A 20,860-nucleotide genomic window follows, 5' to 3' on the forward strand; every position below is an offset into this window, starting at 1 on the left:
TCCACCCGGCCAGATGTGAATGATTAATCCGGCAGTAATGAACCATTACGGTTCACTGATGATGCGCAGACGCACCACGGAGGTGCGTCAGCGCTGTTCTAATTCGTCCAGTTCGTTATAAAGATCGGCAATCTGGTGGATGCGCTGGCGGCCCGTGGTTAGCGCTTCGTGCAGCACGGCGTTGGCCAGCAGGTTCACCAGGCTCATGGCGCCGCTGTAGCTGTCAAAGGCGGAGACGCTTTCCAGCGGGGCGGATAGGTGCCAGCGGCAGAGCGGGGCCAGCCCGGAGGCCTGGGTTTCGCTCATCACCACCAGAGGAATACCGCGCTCGTGCAGGTTCGCCAGCAGCGGTTTAATGATGCGCGGGCGGCGGCGGAAAGCGACCGCTACCACGCAATCTTCTGCGCTGAGATCCACCAGCTCTTCCGCCAGCGTCTGGCCCGGCTGCGGCAGCAGATAGACGTCGCTGCGGCTTTGTAAAAGCTGCTGGCGAAGATGGATGGCCACCGGCCACGAGTTGCGCAGGCCGATGATAAAAATGCGTCGGCCGCTCACCAGCGCGCTCACCACGGCGGCAAACTGCTGCGCGTCCAGGGCGTTTACCCACTGGGTTAAATTGGCCATTTCCTGTTTATAATGCCGCGCCAGCAGGGTATTGCCCTGCACCGCGTCACGGTTTTCCGTCAGCGGCATGCCGCTCTGGCGCAGCGTCCGCAGCTCGTCGCGCATATCTTTATAACGGTCGTAGCCCAGCCGTTTGAACAGGCGGCTGACCGTGGCTTTCGAGACGCCGGAAAGGCGCGCCAGCTCGGCGCTGTTGTAGCTAATCAGGTCATCGAAATGGTCGACGATAAACGCCGCCACGCGCTGCTCCTGCGGGGATAGCTTGTCGTATGCGGCGCGCAGCCGTTCATCTAGCTGTTTCACGATGGCTCCTGGAATTTTTGTTTCACCGGAGCCTGACACAGCGAAACGATCCCCGTCAACCTGGAACAGCTCTTGCTTGATAACACCACCGACTTTGGTCCAAAGAGACAATAACGATGATGCAAAGCAATATGGCTCCCTCCGGCATGGCCGTCACACCGCACCATCTTGCCAGCGAAACCGCGCTGTCCGTTTTACGCCACGGCGGCGATGCCATTGAGGCGATGGTCGCTGCCGCCGCAACTATCGCCGTGGTGTATCCGCATATGAACGGCATCGGGGGCGACGGCTTCTGGCTTATCGTTCCACCGGAAGGCGAGCCGATTGCCATAGACGCAAGCGGGGCTGCGGGCACGCTCGCAACCTTTGACTTTTTTGCGGGTGAGCAGGCTATTCCCCACCGGGGGCCAAAGTCGGCAATCACCGTGCCGGGCACGCTGAGCGGCTGGGACGAAGCGTTAAAGGTTTCGGCGCAGCTTGGCGGCGGCTCAATGCCGCTTTCACGTCTGCTGGCGGATGCGATTCGCTATGCCGCTGACGGCATTCCCGTTACCCGGTCGCAGGCCAGCGCCACACACGGTAAATACGCCGAGCTGGTTGATATCCCCGGCTTCGCCCAGACGTTTTTACATCGCGGTGAGATCCCCCGCACGGGCAGCCGCTTTACCCAGCCGAGGCTCGCTGAAACGCTGACGCGCCTGACCGTAGAAGGACTGGAAAGTTTTTATCGCGGGCCTCTCGCCGCGCTGATGGCGGAAGAGCTGCGCGAGCTGGGCATGCCGATTAATTATCAGGATCTTGCGGCCCAGCGCGCAAAAAGGCGCGTTCCGCTGCGCCTCGAGCATCAGCACGGTGAAATCTTCAATATGACGCCGCCGACGCAGGGGCTGGTTTCGCTGGCGATTCTGGGTATTACCGACAATCTGCCGATGAAAGATGCCGACGAGGCGCAGACCGTCCACCGCATCGTGGAGGCAACCAAGAAAGCCTTTGCCCTGCGCGACCGGTACATTACCGATCCGCGCCATATCACCACCTCAATTCAGAGCCTGCTGGAACCGGAACCCCTCGCGGAGCTTGCGGCACAAATCGATGATCAAAAGGCCGCGGCCTGGGGAACCGGCAAAGGCCCCGGCGACACGGTCTGGATGGGCGTGATTGATAACAGCGGGCTGGCGGTGTCGTTTATCCAGAGCATTTATCACGAGTTTGGCAGCGGCGTGGTGCTGCCGAAAAGCGGCGTGCTGTGGCAGAACCGGGGCGCAGCGTTCAGCCTCAACCCGGAGCATCTCCTGGCACTAGCCCCCGGCAAACAGCCTTTCCATACGCTGAACCCGGCTGCCGCTCGTCTTGCAGATGGACGCACGATGGTTTACGGCTCGATGGGCGGTGACGGCCAGCCGCAAACCCAGGCGGCTATCTTCACGCGCCACGTCATTCAGGGAATGCCGCTACAGGAGGCGGTTAGCGCCCCGCGCTGGCTGCTGGGCAGAACCTGGGGCCAGGCCACCGACAGCCTGAAGCTGGAGGGACGCTTCAGCCCGGAAACCTTCGAAACGCTGCGCAGGCTGGGGCACGACGTCGAATCCCTGCCCGACTTCAGCGAGGCCGTCGGCCACGCGGGGGCCATTGTGCGCCACACCAACGGCATGCTCGAAGGTGCCTACGATCCACGCAGCAACGGCAGCGCCGCCGGATTCTGAGGAGAGGCAGATGAGACAAGAAATTGACTGGCCGACGTACATCTTCTGTATGGAGCAGCTGCTTGAAGTGCCGCTGGATGACGAACGCCGCAAAGAGCTGGCGGTGCAGCTGACCCGCATGGCGGGCATGGCGGCCCCGCTGATGGCCTTCGAACTCCCTCAGCGCCAGGAAGTCGCGGGGGTCTATAAGCTATGAATTTTCCGTCGATTAAAGGAATCCAGCAGGGGCTGGCGAAGGGTGAGTTTTCCGCAGGCGAGCTGGCGCAGCAAACGCTGGCAACGGTTGAACAGGCTAATCCAACGATCAATGCTTTTACCGCCGTCACTCAGGAACGTCTTTTGCGCGAAGCTGCAATTATCGACCGCCTGCGCGCTAAAGGAGAAGCTTTGCCGCCGCTGGCCGGCGTGCCCTACGCGGTAAAAAATCTTTTCGATATCGAAGGTGTGACAACGCTTGCCGGGGCGGAGCTGTTCAGCACGGATCCCGCCGCCACGAAAGATGCCTTTGCCGTTCGCAGGCTTAACGAAGCCGGGGCTACGCTTGCTGGCGCGCTGAATATGGATGCCTATGCCTACGGCTTCACCACCGAAAACAGCCGTTACGACGCGACCAGCAATCCGCGGGATATCAGCAGGGTAGCAGGAGGATCGTCCGGCGGCTCGGCGGCAGCCGTCGCGGCTGGCATGGTCAGCTTTACGCTCGGCACCGACACCAACGGCTCGATTCGCGTTCCCGCGTCCCTGTGCGGCGTGTTCGGGCTGAAGCCGACGTTCGGGCGGCTTTCGCGCAGCGGCAGCCAGCCGTTTGTCGCAAGCCTCGACCACATCGGCCCGCTGGCGAGCAGCGTGGAGGACCTGGCGCTGGTTTATGACATTTTGCAGGGCGCGGACAGCAGCGACCATTTTCAGTCTGGCCGGCCAGCGCAAAAAATCTCCGCGAAGCTAAATGACGTCGGAAGATTGCGGTGCGCGGCGCTCGGTGGCTTCTTCGACACCTGGTGCGACGATGCTGCCAGAAACGCCGTTGCCACGGTGGCCCGTGCCCTCGAAGCCTCTGAAAGCATTACGCTGCCCGAGGCAGAGCTTGCCCGCTCGGCGGCGTTTTTGCTGACCGCTGCCGAAGGAGGAAACCACTATCTGCCCGCGTTACGCCGGGAGCCGCAACGCTTTGAGCTGAATTCCCGCGAGCGTCTGTTAGCCGGAGCTATGGCCCCCTCCGCGTGGTACACTCAGGCACAGCGCTTCCGCGCCTGGTTCCGCGACCAGACTCTGCCGCTCTTTGACCAGTTTGATGTGCTTATCGCCCCCGCCACGCCCTGTTGCGCAACGCTAAAAGGGCAGCAGACGATGCGCATCAACGGCGCAGATCTGCCCGTGAAAGCCAGCATGGGAATGCTTGCCCAGCCAATTTCATTTCTGGGATTGCCGGTGGTCAGCGTACCGTTACGCACCGCCAGCGGCCTGCCGATTGGCGTACAGCTCATCGCCGCTCCGTGGCGCGAGGATGTCTGTTTGCAGGCCGCACGACTGCTCGAAATGCAGGGAATAGTGGACGTGAAGGTAAATTAAATGATGCGTGACAATATCGACCGCCCGGCGATCCTCAATGAAGTCCGAGCGGCGTTTTACCGCTACGAGCAGGCGTTGATCAGCAATGATATCGCCGTGCTCGACGAGCTTTTCTGGGACGATGCCCGCACCGTGCGCTACGGCGCATCCGAGAATTTATACGGCATTGAGCAGATCCGGGCTTTCCGCAATGCCCGCCCGTCCCAGGGGCTGGAGAGGCTGCTGGATAACACCACTATCACCACCTACGGCGATGATATGGCGGTGGCCAGCACCGAGTTCTCCCGCGACGGCAGCGAAAAAATTGGCCGCCAGATGCAGACCTGGGTGAAGTTCCCGTACGGCTGGCGCATCGTGGCGGCGCATGTCAGTCTGATGGCCTGATCCAGCGGTGGATGGCGCTACCGCTTATCCACCCTGTAAACTTGCTGGGTGGGTTTTCACCCAGTGTTCGGCGATCTCCTGACGGCGGCAAATCCACACGTCGTCGAACTGCTGCACGTAGTCCAGAAAGCGCTGTAGCGCTCGGAAGCGCCCCGGGCGGCCCAGCAGGCGGCAGTGCATGCCAACCGACATCATTTTCGGCGCGGTTTCCCCCTCTTCGTACAGCACGTCAAAGCTGTCTTTCAGATAGGTATAGAACTGTTCGGCGGTGTTAAAACCCTGCGCGGTGGCGAAGCGCATGTCGTTAGCATCCAGCGTGTAGGGCACGACGAGATGGGGTTTCACCGAGCCGTCTTCGCAGTTTACCCTGCTCCAGAACGGCAAATCGTCGCCGTAATAATCGCTGTCATACAGAAAGCCGCCGTTTTCCGCCACCAGCCTGCGGGTGTTCGGGCTGTCGCGGCCCGTATACCAGCCGAGCGGCTTCTTGCCGAACAGATCTTCCAGTATCTCAATCGCCTGATGCATGTGCTGGCGCTCGGTGGCGACGTCCAGGTTCTGATAGTGGATCCAGCGCCAGCCGTGGCTGACCACATCGTAGTCGGCCACTTTAATGGCGGAGACAATTTCCGGGTTACGCGCCAGCGCCATCGCCACCCCGAAAACGGTCATCGTCAGCCCGCGCTTCTGAAACTCATTGTGGATACGCCAGAAGCCCGCGCGGGAGCCGTATTCATAGAGCGAATCCATCGACATATGGCGATCGGGGAAGCTGGCCGCACCAATAATGTCGGACAGGAACTGCTCCGAGCCGCTGTCGCCGTGCAGAACGTGGTTTTCCCCGCCCTCTTCAAAATTAAGGACAAACTGCAGAGCGATTCGCGCTTTGCCCGGCCACTGTGCGTGAGGCGGTTTCCCGCCGTAGCCCTTCATGTCGCGCGGGTAGTTCTCGGTAAAGTTGTAGGTTTTCGGTACAGCCTGCATGGTTCGTATCCTTGCTCGGGCCGAGCCGGAATTCAGCTCAGCATGTCAAAACAGCCTGATAGCGGCTTTTTATTGGGATACGCGAGGTCGCCGTGTTTGCTGGTGCCAAAGCCGAGGGCGATAAGGGATTCCACCATCTTTACCGCCGCCGTGACGCCGTCGATAACCGGGATCCCCAGCTCTGCCGTTAGCTCCTGCGCCAGGTTTGCCATGCCCCCACAGCCAAGCACGATGGCCCCGCTGTTATCTTCACGCATGGCCTGGATGCAACGCTCGCGTACCTTCTGTTGAGCAAGACCCGTGCCATCTTCTAAGGCCAGCACCGGTAAATCGATGGCGTGCAGCGCGGCGCAGTGATGTTCGAAGCCGTACTGCCGTAATAAATGGCGGGCGATGATCACCGTGCGCGGCAACGTGGTGACAATGGAAAAACGTGTCGCAAGCAAAGTTGCGGTATGCATAGCCGCTTCCGCAATGCCGATAACGGGGCCGGTTGCCAGCTCGCGCGCTGCCAGCAGGCCCGGGTCGCCAAAGCAGGCGATGACGTGGCCGCTGGCGCCCTGCGCTTTGCCAAGTTTGATTTGCTCCAGTACGCCTACCGCCGCAATGGCCTCGTCGAAATGCCCTTCTATAGACTCCACGCCCTGCGTCGGGCAGACGGCCACAATCCTGCTGGTGGATGCAGCCACGCCGCGCGCCGCTTCGCCGATGGTGTGGGTCATCGCCACGCTGGTATTGGGGTTAATTACCTGAATCAAATGTTGCGTCATGCTGGATCCTTGTCGTTTTTTGCCCGCCGATGAGCACCAGCGTCGGGCATTTGTTTATGCACTTGCACCGTGATAATGCATTGAATGCATCAATACAACCTTTAACTGACGCTGCCTGCCTCTCTACGGCCCGTTAATTCATGAAATCTGAAACCTGGCCTGGTTAATGCAACAAAAGTTGCAGACATTCCGTCAGCATCTGTTTTTTAAGGAGCAGATTTCATGCCAAACGTTGAACACGCTACGCCACTGGTCGATAACCCTAACGCCGGCTACAGCCCGCGCCTGTGTAATGAAGATCTGGCGCCGACGCGCAATCAGAGCTGGTCCTGGTACAATATTTTTTCTTTCTGGATGTCCGACGTGCACAGCATGGGCGGCTACGTCGTCGCGGCCAGCTTCTTTACGCTGGGGCTGGCAAGCTGGCAGGTGCTGCTTTGCCTGCTGGTGGGGATTTGCATCGTGCAGCTGTGCGCCAACCTGGTGGCCAAACCCAGCCAGATGGCGGGCGTGCCTTATGCGGTGATTTGCCGCCAGGCCTTCGGCGTGTTCGGTGCGAATATTCCGGCGGTGATCCGCGGGCTTATCGCCTTTGCCTGGTACGGTATTCAAACTTATCTGGCGGCGAACGCCCTGATGCTGGTGATGCTGAAGTTCTGGCCGTCGCTGGCACCGATGACCAGTGGGCATTTCCTCGGCCTGTCGCATCTGGGCTGGATCTGCTTCGGCATTATGTGGGTGCTGCAGGCGATGGTGTTCTGGCACGGTATGAACGCGATTAAGCGCTTTATCGATATCGCCGGACCTGCGGTCTACGTGGTAATGATGGCGCTGGCGGGCTGGATCCTGTACCAGACCGGTTTTGACGGCATCTCCTTCACGCTTGCCAGCAAGCAGCTCACCTCCGGCGAACAGGCCTGGCAGATGCTGACGGCGACCGCGCTGGTTGTCTCCTACTTCTCCGGCCCGCTGCTCAACTTCGGCGACTTCTCCCGCTACGGCAAAAGTATGAAGGAGATCCGCCGGGGCAACCGCTGGGGGCTGCCGTTTAACTTCCTGCTGTTCTCGATTGTAACCGTGGTCATTGTCTCCGGCACGCAGTCGCTGTTTGGCAGGATGATCACCGACCCGATTGAAACCGTCAGCCACGTAGGCAACAGCCTGGCAATGGCGATTGGCCTGCTGACCATGATCACCGCGACAATCGGTATTAATATCGTGGCAAACTTTGTTTCCCCGGCTTTTGATTTCTCTAACTGTTCGCCGCAAAAAATCAGCTTCCGTACCGGCGGAATGATTGCCGCCGTTGGCTCCGTGCTGCTTACGCCGTGGAACCTGTTCCAGTCCCCGGAGCTGATTCACTACACCCTGGACGTGCTCGGGTCGTTCATCGGGCCGCTGTTCGGCATTCTGCTGACGGATTTCTACATCATCAAGCGCAGCAAGGTGTACGTGGACGAACTGTTTAATGACACGCCGCAGGGGCGCTACTGGTATAAAGGCGGGTTTAATCCGAAGGCGATTATTGCGCTGGTGCCGTCCGTCGCGGTCTGTCTGACGATAAGCTTCATCCCCTCCCTGCACGAAATAGCAAACTTCAGCTGGTTTATCGGCGCGTTTATGAGCGCGGGCTGCTACCGCTGGCTGGCTCGAGCAGAGAAAGTGAGCGAGGTTACGAGCTATCACGGCGAGGTAGCCGTGGGGAAAGAGTAAATCACCGATTAAATTAAGGTCTGAATCATCGCTGGTTCAGGCCTTTTTTATTGGACATTAAATACCAACCTTATAAACACAACCACTCTAAAAACAATATTTAAATAATCTGCATTAAATGTATAATCCAGGCGATCTGACAGATATATTATTCATTCAGCCACCCCCCAAGACATTATATTCATCCGCCCTGGTGCAAATATAAAGACAATCACCTCATTTCCTCCGTTTTTAGTCATCAGTTACCGCCCTTCAATTACAGTCTCCGGCACGCCTGCCGATAACTACAAAAATTAAAATATCGATTATGAAAAATTTGCACAGGAGAAGGGATTGAAAAATTTGAAAATAAGCGTAGGGCTAGTGACTATCTTAGCTATCTTTACGTTGATGCTGGTGCTGGCCAGTGGAATGGGGTTGTATTTCCTTAAAACGAATAATAACGATCTGGAAAAACTGCACATCAACGCGAATGAGCAAAAGGCGCTGAACGCAACCCGTGATGCCTTCGCCCGCGGACGCGGCTTCTTTGATAAGGCCTCACAGGCAATCATTCATCATGAAAACGTTAATATCCAGAAATTGCAAACGGGCATGCTGGACGCACAGCGCAATGCATCCCGTGAATTTGGTATTTTCTTAAAAATACCCGGACTCTCTAATACGCATCCAGAGATTGGTGACAGGATGCAAAAGGCACATGACAATATGGCTGCCATGATGAGGAGTAGTGCAGAAAGTCTGACGGCTTATGATAACGCTGAGGGATTCAATCAATCACTGATCGCAACAACCCCGGACCGGATGAAAACACGAGCAGTCTGGGATAAAGAGTATAAGTCTTACATCATCGCCACCCAGGCGACGCTGGATAATATCGTCAGACAAAGTAACAAATCCTATACTATCGCAGTGTTAGTCATGTCGCTTCTGCTGGGCGTGGCCGTTCTGCTGTTTATTATTGCCCACTTCTGGCTGCGCAAAATCCTGGTGCGTCCTCTGCAAACCGTGGCTATGCATTTTGACGAGATCGGTAAAGGCGATCTCACCGGCACGATTCATGTTGAAAACCACAACGAGATAGGTCTGCTGTGTGAGGCGTTACAGCAGATGCAGGCTGGGCTAAGGGAGACGGTGACCAACATTCGCCAGGGGGCGGAATCTATCAATATTGGCACCCAGGAAATCGCCAGCGGCAATGGCGATCTGTCCAGCCGCACCGAGCAGCAGGCGGCGGCGGTCGTTGAAACGGCGGCCAGCATGGAGCAGATCTCCTCGACCGTGAAACTGAATACCGACAATGCCCGCCATGCGTCGAATATGTTCCAGGAGACGGCATCCGTCGCTGCTGAAGGTGAAGTCCAGATGCAGGGGATGATGGAGAAGATGACCGTCATCAGCCAGAGCGCGCAGAAAATGGTTGATATCATCAGCGTTATCGACGGCATTGCCTTCCAGACCAACATTCTCGCCCTGAATGCCGCGGTAGAAGCCGCCCGTGCTGGACAGTCCGGACGTGGGTTTGCCGTTGTCGCAGGAGAAGTTCGCAACCTCGCAAAACGTTGTACCGACTCGGCTAAAGAGATCAGCACGCTGATTAATGAGTCTACGCAGTACATTGTGGAAGGGACGGAGCTTGCGGACAAAACAAGCAAGGTCATTGTCGATATCAGCTCGGCAGTAGGTAAAGCGAACGCCATGATGGAGAACATCGCTCAGGCTTCCGAAGAACAGAACCGCGGCGTTGAACAGATCCGGGTAGCCATTACCCAGATGGATGAAGTTACCCAGCAAAATGCGGCGCTGGTAGAAGAAGTGGCCGTCACGGCGCAGGGTGTGGAAGGCCAGGCTAACCTGCTGGCCCGCGCTGTTTCAACCTTTAAGCTCAGCCCGGGATACTAAAACTCGCGGAGTAATAAATATAAGCCAGTCATTTTAATGGCTGGCTTTTTGAAATAAGAGAAAAACCCACTAAGAAATGAAATCGACAAGCAACGGCTCAGAACCTTTCGTTATTATTGTCAATGACCGCAAACACTCAAAACACATGATCACTTAACGTGATAATACCTCTCATCTCAGTCATCCCTGTCGTTTTAGCCACGTTGTTTTTGTCATCTATTAATATTCTCTTACTTTTTACCCATCATGATTCAAATTACTCCTGCCGATAACTTGATGGATAAAGGGAAGTCCACCATCCATGCCATAAATAAAATTAAAGCAGTTAACAACACTATTCAGATAGAGGACATATTTGTGCAAAAAAGAAGTAGCGCTAATGTATTCACAATGTTGATGGGTATGATGCTTATTCCCTTTATCGTGCTAACGGGCCTGACGTTTTTCTATACGCATTCGATGATTCGCGACTCGTTTCTGACCACCGTTCAGCGCTTCGATGACAACACTTCCATAGGCTGCATTGAAATCCCCATCCGGGAAATCAGGCGTTCTCTGAACTCGCTGACGCAGAATGGATTTAGAACCAAAGCCAGCGTTGATAGCTACATTGCTGGTAACAATCCACTCATGAGTGGATTGATAAAGAATGCAATGATGTCCAGCCCTTACTTTATCGCCATTGTCATTTCCTCTACTGAAGATAAATTTAAATCCTACCCGGACATTCCTTTTGACTCTTTTTTAGCCAGTGAGCAATCGTGGTATCCCAAAGCTGTCGCGAAAGATAACATCTTGTTTTCCACGACTATGGTAACGGTTACTGATAAAGCTATCCAACGCACTAACCCGGTACTTATAGCAACCAAAAACCTGCTCGATGAGAATGCAAAAACCATCGGCAATATTACAGTTGGCATCAATGGTGATGAATCCAGTGATATTTTGAAATCAAAAATCACCCCGTTCTCCGGGGAATATATTGTTGCCGACAGCGGTGGCCATGTGATTATGTCATCAAATAAAAGCGCGGTCTTTTCTCGTACGGTAGAAGCTGAATGGTTGAAAAGAGCCCAAAATTTAACCGGCCATTTTATCGACAGACAAAGCGGCGACATGATTTTTTATCATGCCTATAACAACCCTGATTGGGTTGGTTTTACTATTATTCCGGCTCATGCCTACGAGGAGTTATTCACCGCGCGCTACAAAATATTAATTTTAATCTGCTTGGTGTGCTTTATTTTATATATCATCGGTATCTTCCTGTGCCGAAGCTATCTGATAAACTTTATCAATCTCGTCTATATGAAAGCCAATGGTCTTGATGATGGCCATCAGAACAGTAGCTTTGAGATGCTCTCTGACACCGTTTCAACGAAGTACCAGCAGCTCACCAATGCAAAAAAAATTGCCTCCGTCGATCCCCTGACGCTTGCCGGAACACGCCGAAAATTTAGCGAAGACATCACCGAATTTATGAAGCAAGGGAAGCTGTTTCAGCTGGCGATCATTGATGTCGATAACTTTAAGAAAATCAATGACAGTTGGGGTCATGCAACGGGTGATATCGTGCTTCAATATGTTGTGAAAGCGGGGGAAAATATTCTTGGTCAGAAAAACCAAATCTACCGCTACGGTGGAGAAGAGTTTGTCATATTGTTCCCCGGGGAGAAGCATGAATACAGCTTAAAACTCATGGAGCTGTGGCTGGAGGATGTCGGAAACAGGACGTGGCGAGAAAGCGAGCTGTACGTGACCTTTAGCGGTGGCCTGGTTAGCTGGAAAGGTGAGAAGAGCGCTGAGCAGCTGATCGAAGCTGCGGATAAATTAATGTATACGGCCAAAGAGTCCGGAAAGAACAAAATATTAAGCGAACCCTGAATTATTTTCGAACGCATTACAAATGCCATCTCATTCGAGTTGGCTTTTTAAGCTCAGACATAGAGGTAGTCCCCATTACGTTTTGTAAAATTTTATTCATGGCGTTAGGTTCAGCACATCATGCATAAGTAAAGAGAGGAAAAATCTCTGCCAACAGCAGGCGAATTAGTCAAAGACTTGTTTATACATGCCCTCCTTTCAGAACATTCTCTTTAATTTAACCATCTTAAATATTGTTTTAAACAAATTGATGATAAACTCATCCTCTTCGCGTCTTATTGAACATTATCTACCCAGTACTATCAACTACACTCTACGCCCCACCTGCACTGCGAAAAACAAAAACAAACCTTATTGCAAATAAAAAGTTAATAACTGCAAAAAGATCCCCATTCACACTTTATTCCCTGTTATGTCTCATTTTAAAACTAAACCTGCCGATACCCATAAAGGATAAAAGATTTATCGTGCAGAGTTCACAAGGAGAACGGTTTGAAAAACTTAAAAATTAGCGTGGGGTTAATCAGCGTCATTGCTGTATTTACAATGATGCTGATGTTGTCCAGCGGGCTTGGACTCTATTTTCTTAAGAACAATAATCAAGATCTAAAAAAACTGAACAATAATGCTAATGAGCAAAAAGCGTTGAACCTGACTCGCAATGCTTTTGTCCGTGCTCGTGCACTCATTAACAGCGCTGCACAGGCGAAAATTCATCAGGAGCATGTTGATATTCCTAAAGCGCAGGCTGAAACTCAGGCTGTATTGCGCATTGCTGACGAACAATTCGGTAATTACTTAAAAATCCCAGGTCTCGATCAGACTTATCCCGAACTAGGGTTGAGGATGCAAAAGGCTTTTGACCAACAAAAAGCGACGCTGACAAAGAATGTGGGCAGTCTGACCGCGGATGCTGAAACTTTACGACAGATTGTCATCAATAGCGTCGCGACAACGAAGAAAACAAGTCAAAACTGGGAGAAGGTGTATCAGGAATACATCGGCGCTACCCAGGCTAGCCTCGACAAGACTGTCGAACAGAGTAACAGATCATATCATTTTGCAGTGGTGATGATGTCTGTAATGCTGGCTGTTGCCATTATTCTTTTCTTCACTACCCACCTCTGGCTGCGCAAAATCCTGGTGCGTCCTCTGCAAACCGTGGCTATGCATTTTGACGAGATCGGTAAAGGCGATCTCACCGGCACGATTCATGTTGAAAACCACAACGAGATAGGTCTGCTGTGTGAAGCGTTACAGCAGATGCAGGCCGGTCTCAGAGAGACGGTGACCAGCATTCGCCAGGGCGCTGAATCTATCAATATTGGCACCCAGGAGATAGCCAGTGGCAATGGCGATCTGTCCAGCCGCACCGAGCAGCAGGCGGCGGCAGTCGTTGAAACGGCGGCCAGCATGGAGCAAATCTCCTCGACCGTAAAACTGAATACCGACAATGCCCGCCATGCGTCGAATATGTTCCAGGAGACGGCATCCGTCGCTGCTGAAGGTGAAGTCCAGATGCAGGGAATGATGGAGAAGATGACCGTCATCAGCCAGAGCGCGCAGAAAATGGTTGATATCATCAGCGTTATTGACGGCATTGCGTTCCAGACCAACATTCTCGCCCTGAATGCGGCAGTGGAGGCCGCCCGTGCTGGCCAGTCCGGCCGCGGATTTGCGGTTGTCGCAGGAGAAGTTCGTAACCTCGCAAAACGTTGTACCGACTCAGCCAAGGAGATCAGCACGCTGATTAACGAATCGACGCAGTACATCGAGGAAGGGACAGAGCTTGCGGACAAAACAAGCAAGGTGATTATCGACATCAGCTCGGCGGTAGGTAAAGCGAACGCCATGATGGAGAACATCGCGCAGGCTTCCGAAGAACAGAACCGTGGCGTCGAACAGATCCGGGTAGCCATTACCCAGATGGATGAAGTTACTCAACAAAATGCGGCGCTGGTAGAAGAAGTAGCTGTCACGGCGCAGGGTGTGGAAGGCCAGGCTAATCTGCTGGCTCGCGCTGTTTCAACCTTTAAGCTCAGCCCGGGATACTAAAATACGCTGAGTCGCTAATAATAAGATCGACCGTATTCATGCGGTTGATCTTTTAATCTCTGACACCCTATTTTTCGAGCGGACACCCTATTTTTCGAGCGGACACCTTATCTATTTTTAGCTAAAAATCAGGCAGTTCATTTTAAAGTTTCAGTTAAACAGTACGATAAGACTGGCAGGAGCCCCTTTGTTATTAAATTCACAGCAGATCGTTCTGTTTCATAATCGATTTACATAACCTTACTTTTATTAAGTGATGCCTGGCTCAGCTTTGCCGATAACTGCTTTAGGGAAAAGTTTATTTTTAAACATCGATACAGGAGCAGGGTTTGAAAAACTTAAAAATAAGCGTGGGGCTGGTCAGCATCATTGCAGCCTTTACGTTGATGTTAATTTTAGCCTGCGGATTGGGATTGCACTTCCTTCAGGTCAATAACGTCTTTCTGCAAAAACTTGATTACAATACTAATGAGCAGAAAGCATTGAACCTGGCCAGCGATGCCTTTGTCCGGGCGCGCACGATCTTTAACGCTGCCTCGCAGGCAGAAATTCATCAGGAAAGTTACGATCTTCAAAAAGCGCAGCGCGCAATTCAGACTGAGCTGAGTACAGCCGATAAACAATTCGCTATTTATGTCTCCATCCCTGGCCTGTCTCACACCTTTCCTGAGATTGGTGAAAGGATGCATAAAGCCTATAAACTGGAGGCTGCTGCAATAAGAAAAAATGCAGAAAGCCTGACGACTTCTCACGATCCACAGACATTCAAACAAATAGTAACCGGAAACAAAGCCGACTCGCTGAGAGCTCGCGAGGAGTGGAATAAGGAATATCTTTCCTATATTACAGCTACACAGGCCCGGGTGGCTGAATTTGTCCACAAAGCAAACCACTCTTATCACATCGCCGTGGCCGTCATGTCTGCTCTGCTGGTCCTGGCTATCGTTCTGTTCATCGCCACTTTCCTCTGGCTGCGCAAAATGCTGGTTCGTCCTCTGCAAACCGTTGCCCGCCATTTTGACGAGATCGGTCAAGGTGACCTCACCGGCGATATTCACGTAGAAAATCGCAACGAAATAGGTTTGCTATGCGAATCTTTGCAGCAGATGCAGGCCGGGCTGAAGGAAACCGTGACCAGCATTCGCCAGGGCGCAGAATCCATCAACATTGGCACCCAGGAGATCGCCTGCGGCAATGGCGATCTGTCCAGCCGCACCGAGCAGCAGGCGGCGGCGGTCGTTGAAACGGCGGCCAGCATGGAACAGATTTCTTCAACCGTAAAACAGAATACTGATAACGCCCGCCATGCGTCGACGATGTTCCAGCAGACGGCGACCATCGCTGCTGAAGGTGAAGTCCAGATGCAGGGGATGATGGAGAAGATGACCGTCATCACCCAGAGCGCACAAAAAATGGTGGATATCATCAGCGTTATCGACGGCATTGCGTTCCAGACCAACATTCTCGCCCTGAATGCAGCGGTAGAAGCCGCCCGAGCTGGACAGTCCGGCCGCGGATTTGCGGTTGTCGCAGGAGAAGTTCGTAACCTCGCAAAACGTTGTACCGACTCGGCCAAAGAGATCAGCACGCTGATTAACGAATCGACGCAGTATATCGAAGAAGGGACAGAGCTTGCGGACAAAACAAGCAAGGTGATTATCGATATCAGCTCGGCGGTAGGTAAAGCGAACGCCATGATGGAGAACATCGCGCAGGCTTCCGAAGAACAGAACCGTGGCGTCGAACAGATCCGGGTAGCCATTACCCAGATGGATGAAGTTACCCAGCAAAATGCAGCGTTGGTGGAAGAAGTGGCTGCCACTGCGCAAGGCGTAGAGGGCCAGGCCAATCTGCTGGCTCGCGCTGTTTCGACCTTTAAACTCAGTCCCGGGTACTAAAATGTTCTGAGTTATCGTTATAAAGCCGGTCATGAACATGACTGGCTTTATATATTTAATAATATCAAATTCAATAATGTAAAATTTATGATATTGAAAACACTTTCCTTCAATGAAAATAAATTATTGGCAAATTATTTTTTCTAACCGTTTGACGTTATCACAAGAACACGGCAACCACTTAAAGTTAATAGCGCATCCAGACAGATAATTTATCGGCCCACATCGTGTACTAATTCACTGATTGTTAACCCACACTAAAATTAAGACTTTTTACATTGTAGGTTGCATACAGAGAAAATAGAGTTGCGACTGGACTCTGAAAAAAGGAAATTCAAATGAAAAAGACAGCAATCGCAATGTCACTCATCTTTATGACTACTGGCGCTATGGCTGCGGGTGAAATGCAGCACGCCACAGATGAAACGGTTAGTGCAGCCCACGCTGGTGCAGATACAGCAAAAGAAAAACTGCAGCAGACTGAAAACCGCACTCAGGAAGCGATGACCGAAGCGCAGAGCGACGGTTCTGCCACTGACAAATTAAAGCTGGATGGGCAAAAAGCCTGGAACAGCACCAAAGAAGGCAGCCAGAAAGCCTGGGATGCGACTAAAGAAGGCACTGAAAAAGCCGTTAACAGCACCAAAGAAGGCAGCCAGAAGCTCTGGGATAAAACCAAAGAAGGCACGGCGAAAGCCGTAAGCAGCACTAAGGAAGGCAGCCAGAAGGCATGGGATGCTACCAAAGAAGGCACGGCGAAAGCCGTAAGCAGCACTAAAGAAGGCAGCCAGAAGGCATGGGATAAAACCAAAGAAGGCACGGCGAAAGCCGTAAGCAGCACTAAGGAAGGCAGCCAGAAGGCCTGGGATGCTACCAAAGAAGGCACGGCGAAAGCCGTAAGCAGCACTAAAGAAGGCAGCCAGAAGGCATGGGATAAAACCAAAGAAGGCACGGCGAAAGCCGTAAGCAGCACTAAGGAAGGCAGCCAGAAGGCCTGGGATGCGACTAAAGAGACAACAACTCAGGCATGGGACAGCACCAAAACTGGCGCAGAAAGTGTTAAAAGCAGCGTGACTGAATAACTATAATTTTGTCAAATTTCAGATAAATAAGAAATGGCTGGACCAGACCGTCCAGCCATTAGCATGTTTATGCTGTGCGATTTTTTAGGCGGTTAAAGTCAGTCATGATATGAACCACGCCTTGAATATCGACGTTCACCTCATTAATTAGCTGCCCGGCATTCTGAGCAAGCGTCACGCCTACGCTAGACTCCTCGACGCAAACATCCATCCCATCAATAGCTGATGATACGCCGTCGCGGATATCTCTTGTCAGCTCCTCAATCTCAACTGCCGCTTTCCCTGACTGTTCAGCTAACGAACGAACCTCAGCCGCGACAACCGCAAATCCACGGCCACGCTCTCCGGCATGGGCGGCCTCAATAGAGGCATTGAGGGCCAACAGATTGGTTTGAGAGGAGATGCGACGAATATCATCCACCATAGCCACAATGCGTTCGGAATGTTCGCCAAGCTCAGTCACTATGTGCGATGTTTCTCTTGCCCTGGCCTCAACTCTTTGCAGCCCTTCCACAGCCTGATGAACAATATTGATACCCTCAGCGGCATGCTTATCAGTGGTTAACGACATACTGTGTACGTTGTCCATGAGTTCAGTCTCACGGCGCTGCTGTGCCATCTGTTCAGTGATATCCTGGCCAATTTTAAGTACCTTGATCACCCGACCATCGCTGTCTAGTACCGGGTTATAGCTCGCTTCAAGCCAGATAACATCGCCACGACTATTGACTCGTTCAAAGCGCCCTGCGACATACTCACCGTTTTTCAGCCCCTGCCAGTGATTGTGATAGGCGCTGGACTGGCGAAATTCAGGTGGACATAACATTGAATGCTGCTTTCCCTGCACCTCATGAAGTTGATATCCCATTACGTTAAGAAAATTTTCATTTGCGGTGAGAATTTCACCATCCGGGCTGAACGTAATCAAAGCCATTGAGCGGTCGATAGCATGTAAGAATCCCTTATGTTCCTGAGATTCACTAATACGAGCCGTCACATCATTAGCTATTTTGACAATACCAATCACCTTCTTCTGGCGATTCAGTATTGGGGTATAAGTCGCCTCAAGCCAAATCTCACTGCCATCCTTGCGAATTCGCTTGATGTTTCCACTAACAGGCTTGCCTTGATTAAGATCGTGCCAATGTTGTTTATAGGCGATACTGGAGACATAAGCGGGATCGCAAAGCATACTGTGATGTTTACCGACGATCTCATTAAGTTTATAGCCTATACCTTTCAAAAAGTGTTCATTCGCGTCCGATATAATCCCGTGTGGAGTGAAGAAAATCATCGGCACAGCATGTTCAAGAGCAGAAAATTTACTCCGACAGGATAAGCCACTAAATTTTGACAACATAAGCTACAGCTCCATGTATATTAAATTCTAAATTATAAATTCTACAATTTAGTAAATTTAAAGTTCGCACTCATTCTTTTCATATACTTGTACTTTAAACTTGTTCACCCAAATTATATGAAGTCATTTTTCAAATACCCGGATAGAATATCGGCACTCCAACCATTAACTTTAACCAAAACGTAACATTCTGATTAGGTTTATTCCAGAAGGATTTTTTGAGTGTTTTATCTTATACCGCGAAGGATTATGCTGATAAAAAGGGATATTAAAAAATAATCCCCACTAACATAATGCGGAATAAAGCCTGTACCGGGAGGTTTTTTACGGATTTGGAAAAAAAGCAGAAGTGCCGGGTAACGCTGAGTACAGAAACGCAAAAAGGGCCACGTTATAAATAACGTGGCCCTGAATAGTGGCGGAACGGACGGGACTCGAACCCGCGACCCCCTGCGTGACAGGCAGGTATTCTAACCGACTGAACTACCGCTCCGCATTGTCCCCCGTCGGGAACGAAGCGAATATTACGGATTGCCCCGCCGGGCGTCAATGGTTTTTCTTATAAATTGAATCATTTGCCGTAAAAACAAACTGAATGCTGATTTTTAACTCATTTATTCAGCTTTCAGCGCGCCACAGGCAGCTACCGCCTTTTTTCATCACCAGATCCAGACGTGATTCATGGGCAGCGACTTCTTCATCACTTGCCTGAATGACGCGCAAACCTGCAGCGCTGCGCACAACACGCTGGATGCCATCCCCGCCCTGCTTCTGCTGAATATCACCTTCCATAGAAAACTTAAGCGACGTCTGGCCGCCGGTCATCATCAGATAGACGTCAGCAAGGATCTGGGCATCGAGTAATGCGCCGTGCAGCGTACGTTTACTGTTGTCTATTTCATAGCGAGAGCAGAGAGCATCGAGGCTGTTGCGCTTGCCGGGGAACATTTTACGCGCCAGCGCCAGGGTATCGGTGACTTTACAGAAGGTATCGGTTTTAGGAATATCACGCTTAAGCTTGCTGAACTCATAATCCATAAAGCCGATATCAAACGAGGCGTTATGGATGACAAGCTCTGCCCCACGGATGTAATCCATAAACGAATCCGCGACCTGATCAAAGGTCGGTTTATCCGCGAGGAATTCATCGGCAATCCCATGCACGCCAAACGCTTCCGGGTCCACCAGCCGATCGGGCTTCAGGTATACGTGGAAGTTATTGCCGGTCAGGCGGCGGTTGATCACCTCCACCGCACCAATCTCAATAATTCGATGGCCTTCGTAGTGAGCACCGATCTGGTTCATACCGGTGGTTTCTGTATCGAGGACAATCTGTCGTGTAATTGCTGTGCTCATAGCGCTCGTTTATGTCAGACTTGAATTTTTACTCACAGGAAGTCTACCAGAGATGCGGAAACAGGTAGAAATTTTCACCGATGGGTCTTGCCTCGGCAATCCCGGGCCAGGTGGATATGGTGCCATTTTACGGTACAAACAGCATGAAAAGATTTTTAGCGTTGGCTATCGCCTGACGACTAACAACCGGATGGAAATGATGGCGGCCATCGTTGCGCTGGAGGCGTTAATCGAACCTTGCGATATCGTGCTCAGCACCGACAGCCAGTACGTACGCCAGGGGATCACCCAGTGGATACACAACTGGAAAAAGCGCGGCTGGAAAACGGCAGATAAAAAGCCGGTGAAGAATGTCGACCTGTGGCAGCGTCTGGACGCTGCTTTGGGCAAACATACCATCAGCTGGGAGTGGGTCAAAGGCCACGCGGGCCACCCAGAGAACGAACGCTGCGACGAACTGGCCCGTGAGGCAGCCTCTAATCCAACTCTTGAGGATGTTGGCTACCTGCCGGATGCGAAGGCTTAGCCACCTCCCGGTATTGCCGGGTTGCTCCCACGGCTGAGCGAATCTGCGTTTTAGCTTTGCGGCTTTTCATCGGGTTCAGCGTAAGGGGAAGCGTCCGCTTACGCGCCACGATGACGTGCATGCACCCCAGTGCGGGCAGATGCGTACTGAGCATTCTCCCGCCCTGCTTGTGCCACGGCAGAACCTGAAACCCGCGCTGGTGCATCACTTCAAAATTCAGCAGGGAAAGCCAGTCAAACTGACGCATTGGCGTAAACATGCGGCTGTTATAAGGGCTGCGCTTACGCAGAAACGGCATGGCTTTGCCCAGGCCCAGTATGCTCACCGGGTTGAAGCTACTGATGATAAGCCAGCCGTCGTCGATAAGTATCCGATCGGCCTCACGCAATAAACCATGTGGATCCTGACACCAGGGCAGCGTATGGGCCAGCAAACAAGCGTCCACCGATTTAGAAGCGAAGGGTAAATGCAGCGGATCGGCATTAACCTGCAGCAGCGATCCCTGTTGGGCAACATTCACCTGATGGGAAATAGCGCAGCCGCTTGTGTCGATTTCCGCGCTGAGATTGCCTATCTTGAGTAAATGAAAACCAAACATTTTAGCAAGCCAGGGTTGCAGCTGCTTTTCCAGCGCTTCCCGGTAGTACTCCCCCCAGGGCAACTGCCCCCAATGATGCGGTGAAGTGAAATTTTCAGGTATCCTTGCCGGTTTCATCACTACCTTCCTGTTTCTATCGCCGAGAGGTT

At 52.3% G+C, this 20,860-nt stretch carries 17 protein-coding genes and 1 tRNA gene; 11 read left to right on the top strand and 7 right to left on the bottom strand.

Translation table 11 applies throughout. The annotated features are described in order from the left end of the window. Nucleotides 1–87 precede the first annotated feature (87 nt). Nucleotides 88–927 (bottom strand): SIS domain-containing protein, encoded by an 840-nt coding sequence (locus HYQ67_RS06050; RefSeq protein ID WP_202302358.1) that lies wholly within the window; start codon nucleotides 925–927, stop codon nucleotides 88–90. A 116-nt stretch (nucleotides 928–1,043) separates the two neighbouring features. On the opposite strand from HYQ67_RS06050, the gene HYQ67_RS06055 reads away from it, so the two are divergent. The 4 genes from HYQ67_RS06055 to hpxZ are packed head-to-tail and all read left to right on the top strand — an operon-like array spanning nucleotide 1,044 to nucleotide 4,583. Then, nucleotides 1,044–2,630, top strand: coding sequence for a gamma-glutamyltransferase family protein (locus tag HYQ67_RS06055; protein WP_202302360.1), 1,587 nt, complete (start codon nucleotides 1,044–1,046; stop codon nucleotides 2,628–2,630). A gap of 10 nt (nucleotides 2,631–2,640) precedes the next feature. After that, nucleotides 2,641–2,826 (top strand): oxalurate catabolism protein HpxX, encoded by a 186-nt coding sequence (gene hpxX / locus HYQ67_RS06060; protein WP_202302362.1) that lies wholly within the window; start codon nucleotides 2,641–2,643, stop codon nucleotides 2,824–2,826. Beyond that, the gene (locus tag HYQ67_RS06065; RefSeq protein ID WP_202302364.1) at nucleotides 2,823–4,199 is read left to right on the top strand and encodes an AtzE family amidohydrolase; all 1,377 of its coding nucleotides are present in this window, start codon (nucleotides 2,823–2,825) and stop codon (nucleotides 4,197–4,199) included. The genes hpxX and HYQ67_RS06065 overlap by 4 nt, the downstream gene beginning before the upstream one ends. Next, a complete protein-coding gene (gene hpxZ, locus HYQ67_RS06070; RefSeq protein WP_202302366.1) occupies nucleotides 4,200–4,583 on the top strand; it encodes an oxalurate catabolism protein HpxZ in 384 nt (127 codons plus the stop codon). It abuts the gene before it with no gap. A 24-nt stretch (nucleotides 4,584–4,607) separates the two neighbouring features. Here the strand turns inward: hpxZ and puuE are convergent, their stop codons facing one another. Both puuE and HYQ67_RS06080 read right to left on the bottom strand, forming a co-directional pair. Further along, nucleotides 4,608–5,567 (bottom strand): allantoinase PuuE, encoded by a 960-nt coding sequence (puuE, locus tag HYQ67_RS06075; protein WP_202302368.1) that lies wholly within the window; start codon nucleotides 5,565–5,567, stop codon nucleotides 4,608–4,610. Between the two features lie 32 nt (nucleotides 5,568–5,599). Next, entirely contained in the window at nucleotides 5,600–6,337 is a 738-nt protein-coding gene (locus HYQ67_RS06080; RefSeq protein WP_202302370.1) for an aspartate/glutamate racemase family protein, read from the bottom strand. A 222-nt stretch (nucleotides 6,338–6,559) separates the two neighbouring features. Here HYQ67_RS06080 and HYQ67_RS06085 point away from each other — a divergent pair, with 222 nt between their 5' ends. From HYQ67_RS06085 to HYQ67_RS24360, 6 genes are all read left to right on the top strand, one after another. Then, nucleotides 6,560–8,050 (top strand): NCS1 family nucleobase:cation symporter-1, encoded by a 1,491-nt coding sequence (locus tag HYQ67_RS06085; protein ID WP_202302372.1) that lies wholly within the window; start codon nucleotides 6,560–6,562, stop codon nucleotides 8,048–8,050. Between the two features lie 333 nt (nucleotides 8,051–8,383). Continuing rightward, the gene (locus tag HYQ67_RS06090) at nucleotides 8,384–9,952 is read left to right on the top strand and encodes a methyl-accepting chemotaxis protein (RefSeq protein WP_202302374.1); all 1,569 of its coding nucleotides are present in this window, start codon (nucleotides 8,384–8,386) and stop codon (nucleotides 9,950–9,952) included. Between the two features lie 357 nt (nucleotides 9,953–10,309). Further along, nucleotides 10,310–11,836: a diguanylate cyclase domain-containing protein gene (locus HYQ67_RS24295; protein ID WP_202302376.1), complete on the top strand. Its 1,527-nt coding sequence runs from the start codon at nucleotides 10,310–10,312 to the stop codon at nucleotides 11,834–11,836. Nucleotides 11,837–12,328: 492 nt separating this feature from the next. Further along, nucleotides 12,329–13,891 carry a methyl-accepting chemotaxis protein gene (locus tag HYQ67_RS06100; protein ID WP_202302378.1) on the top strand — a complete coding sequence of 521 codons (1,563 nt, stop codon included), beginning with the start codon at nucleotides 12,329–12,331 and terminating at the stop codon, nucleotides 13,889–13,891. Nucleotides 13,892–14,220: 329 nt separating this feature from the next. Continuing rightward, nucleotides 14,221–15,789: a methyl-accepting chemotaxis protein gene (locus HYQ67_RS06105; protein ID WP_202302380.1), complete on the top strand. Its 1,569-nt coding sequence runs from the start codon at nucleotides 14,221–14,223 to the stop codon at nucleotides 15,787–15,789. A gap of 338 nt (nucleotides 15,790–16,127) precedes the next feature. Continuing rightward, entirely contained in the window at nucleotides 16,128–16,871 is a 744-nt protein-coding gene (locus HYQ67_RS24360) for a hypothetical protein (protein WP_431355428.1), read from the top strand. A gap of 67 nt (nucleotides 16,872–16,938) precedes the next feature. Here HYQ67_RS24360 and HYQ67_RS06115 read toward each other — a convergent pair whose 3' ends face one another. The 3 genes from HYQ67_RS06115 to dnaQ all read right to left on the bottom strand — a co-directional run bounded on the left by HYQ67_RS06115 (nucleotide 16,939) and on the right by dnaQ (nucleotide 19,587). Then, nucleotides 16,939–18,231: a methyl-accepting chemotaxis protein gene (locus HYQ67_RS06115; RefSeq protein ID WP_202302382.1), complete on the bottom strand. Its 1,293-nt coding sequence runs from the start codon at nucleotides 18,229–18,231 to the stop codon at nucleotides 16,939–16,941. A gap of 416 nt (nucleotides 18,232–18,647) precedes the next feature. After that, nucleotides 18,648–18,724: transfer RNA gene (locus HYQ67_RS06120), tRNA-Asp, on the bottom strand. 125 nt (nucleotides 18,725–18,849) lie between these two features. After that, a complete protein-coding gene (gene dnaQ, locus HYQ67_RS06125) occupies nucleotides 18,850–19,587 on the bottom strand; it encodes a DNA polymerase III subunit epsilon (protein WP_202302384.1) in 738 nt (245 codons plus the stop codon). A 52-nt stretch (nucleotides 19,588–19,639) separates the two neighbouring features. On the opposite strand from dnaQ, the gene rnhA reads away from it, so the two are divergent. After that, entirely contained in the window at nucleotides 19,640–20,113 is a 474-nt protein-coding gene (gene rnhA / locus HYQ67_RS06130; protein ID WP_237391107.1) for a ribonuclease HI, read from the top strand. Here rnhA and HYQ67_RS06135 read toward each other — a convergent pair. Further along, the gene (locus HYQ67_RS06135; RefSeq protein WP_202302388.1) at nucleotides 20,064–20,828 is read right to left on the bottom strand and encodes a class I SAM-dependent methyltransferase; all 765 of its coding nucleotides are present in this window, start codon (nucleotides 20,826–20,828) and stop codon (nucleotides 20,064–20,066) included. The genes rnhA and HYQ67_RS06135 overlap by 50 nt on opposite strands. Nucleotides 20,829–20,860: the final 32 nt, after the last annotated feature.

The sequence above is a fragment of the Dryocola clanedunensis subsp. sulfonylureivorans genome (assembly GCF_016756775.1).
Lineage (GTDB): Bacteria > Pseudomonadota > Gammaproteobacteria > Enterobacterales > Enterobacteriaceae > Dryocola > Dryocola clanedunensis.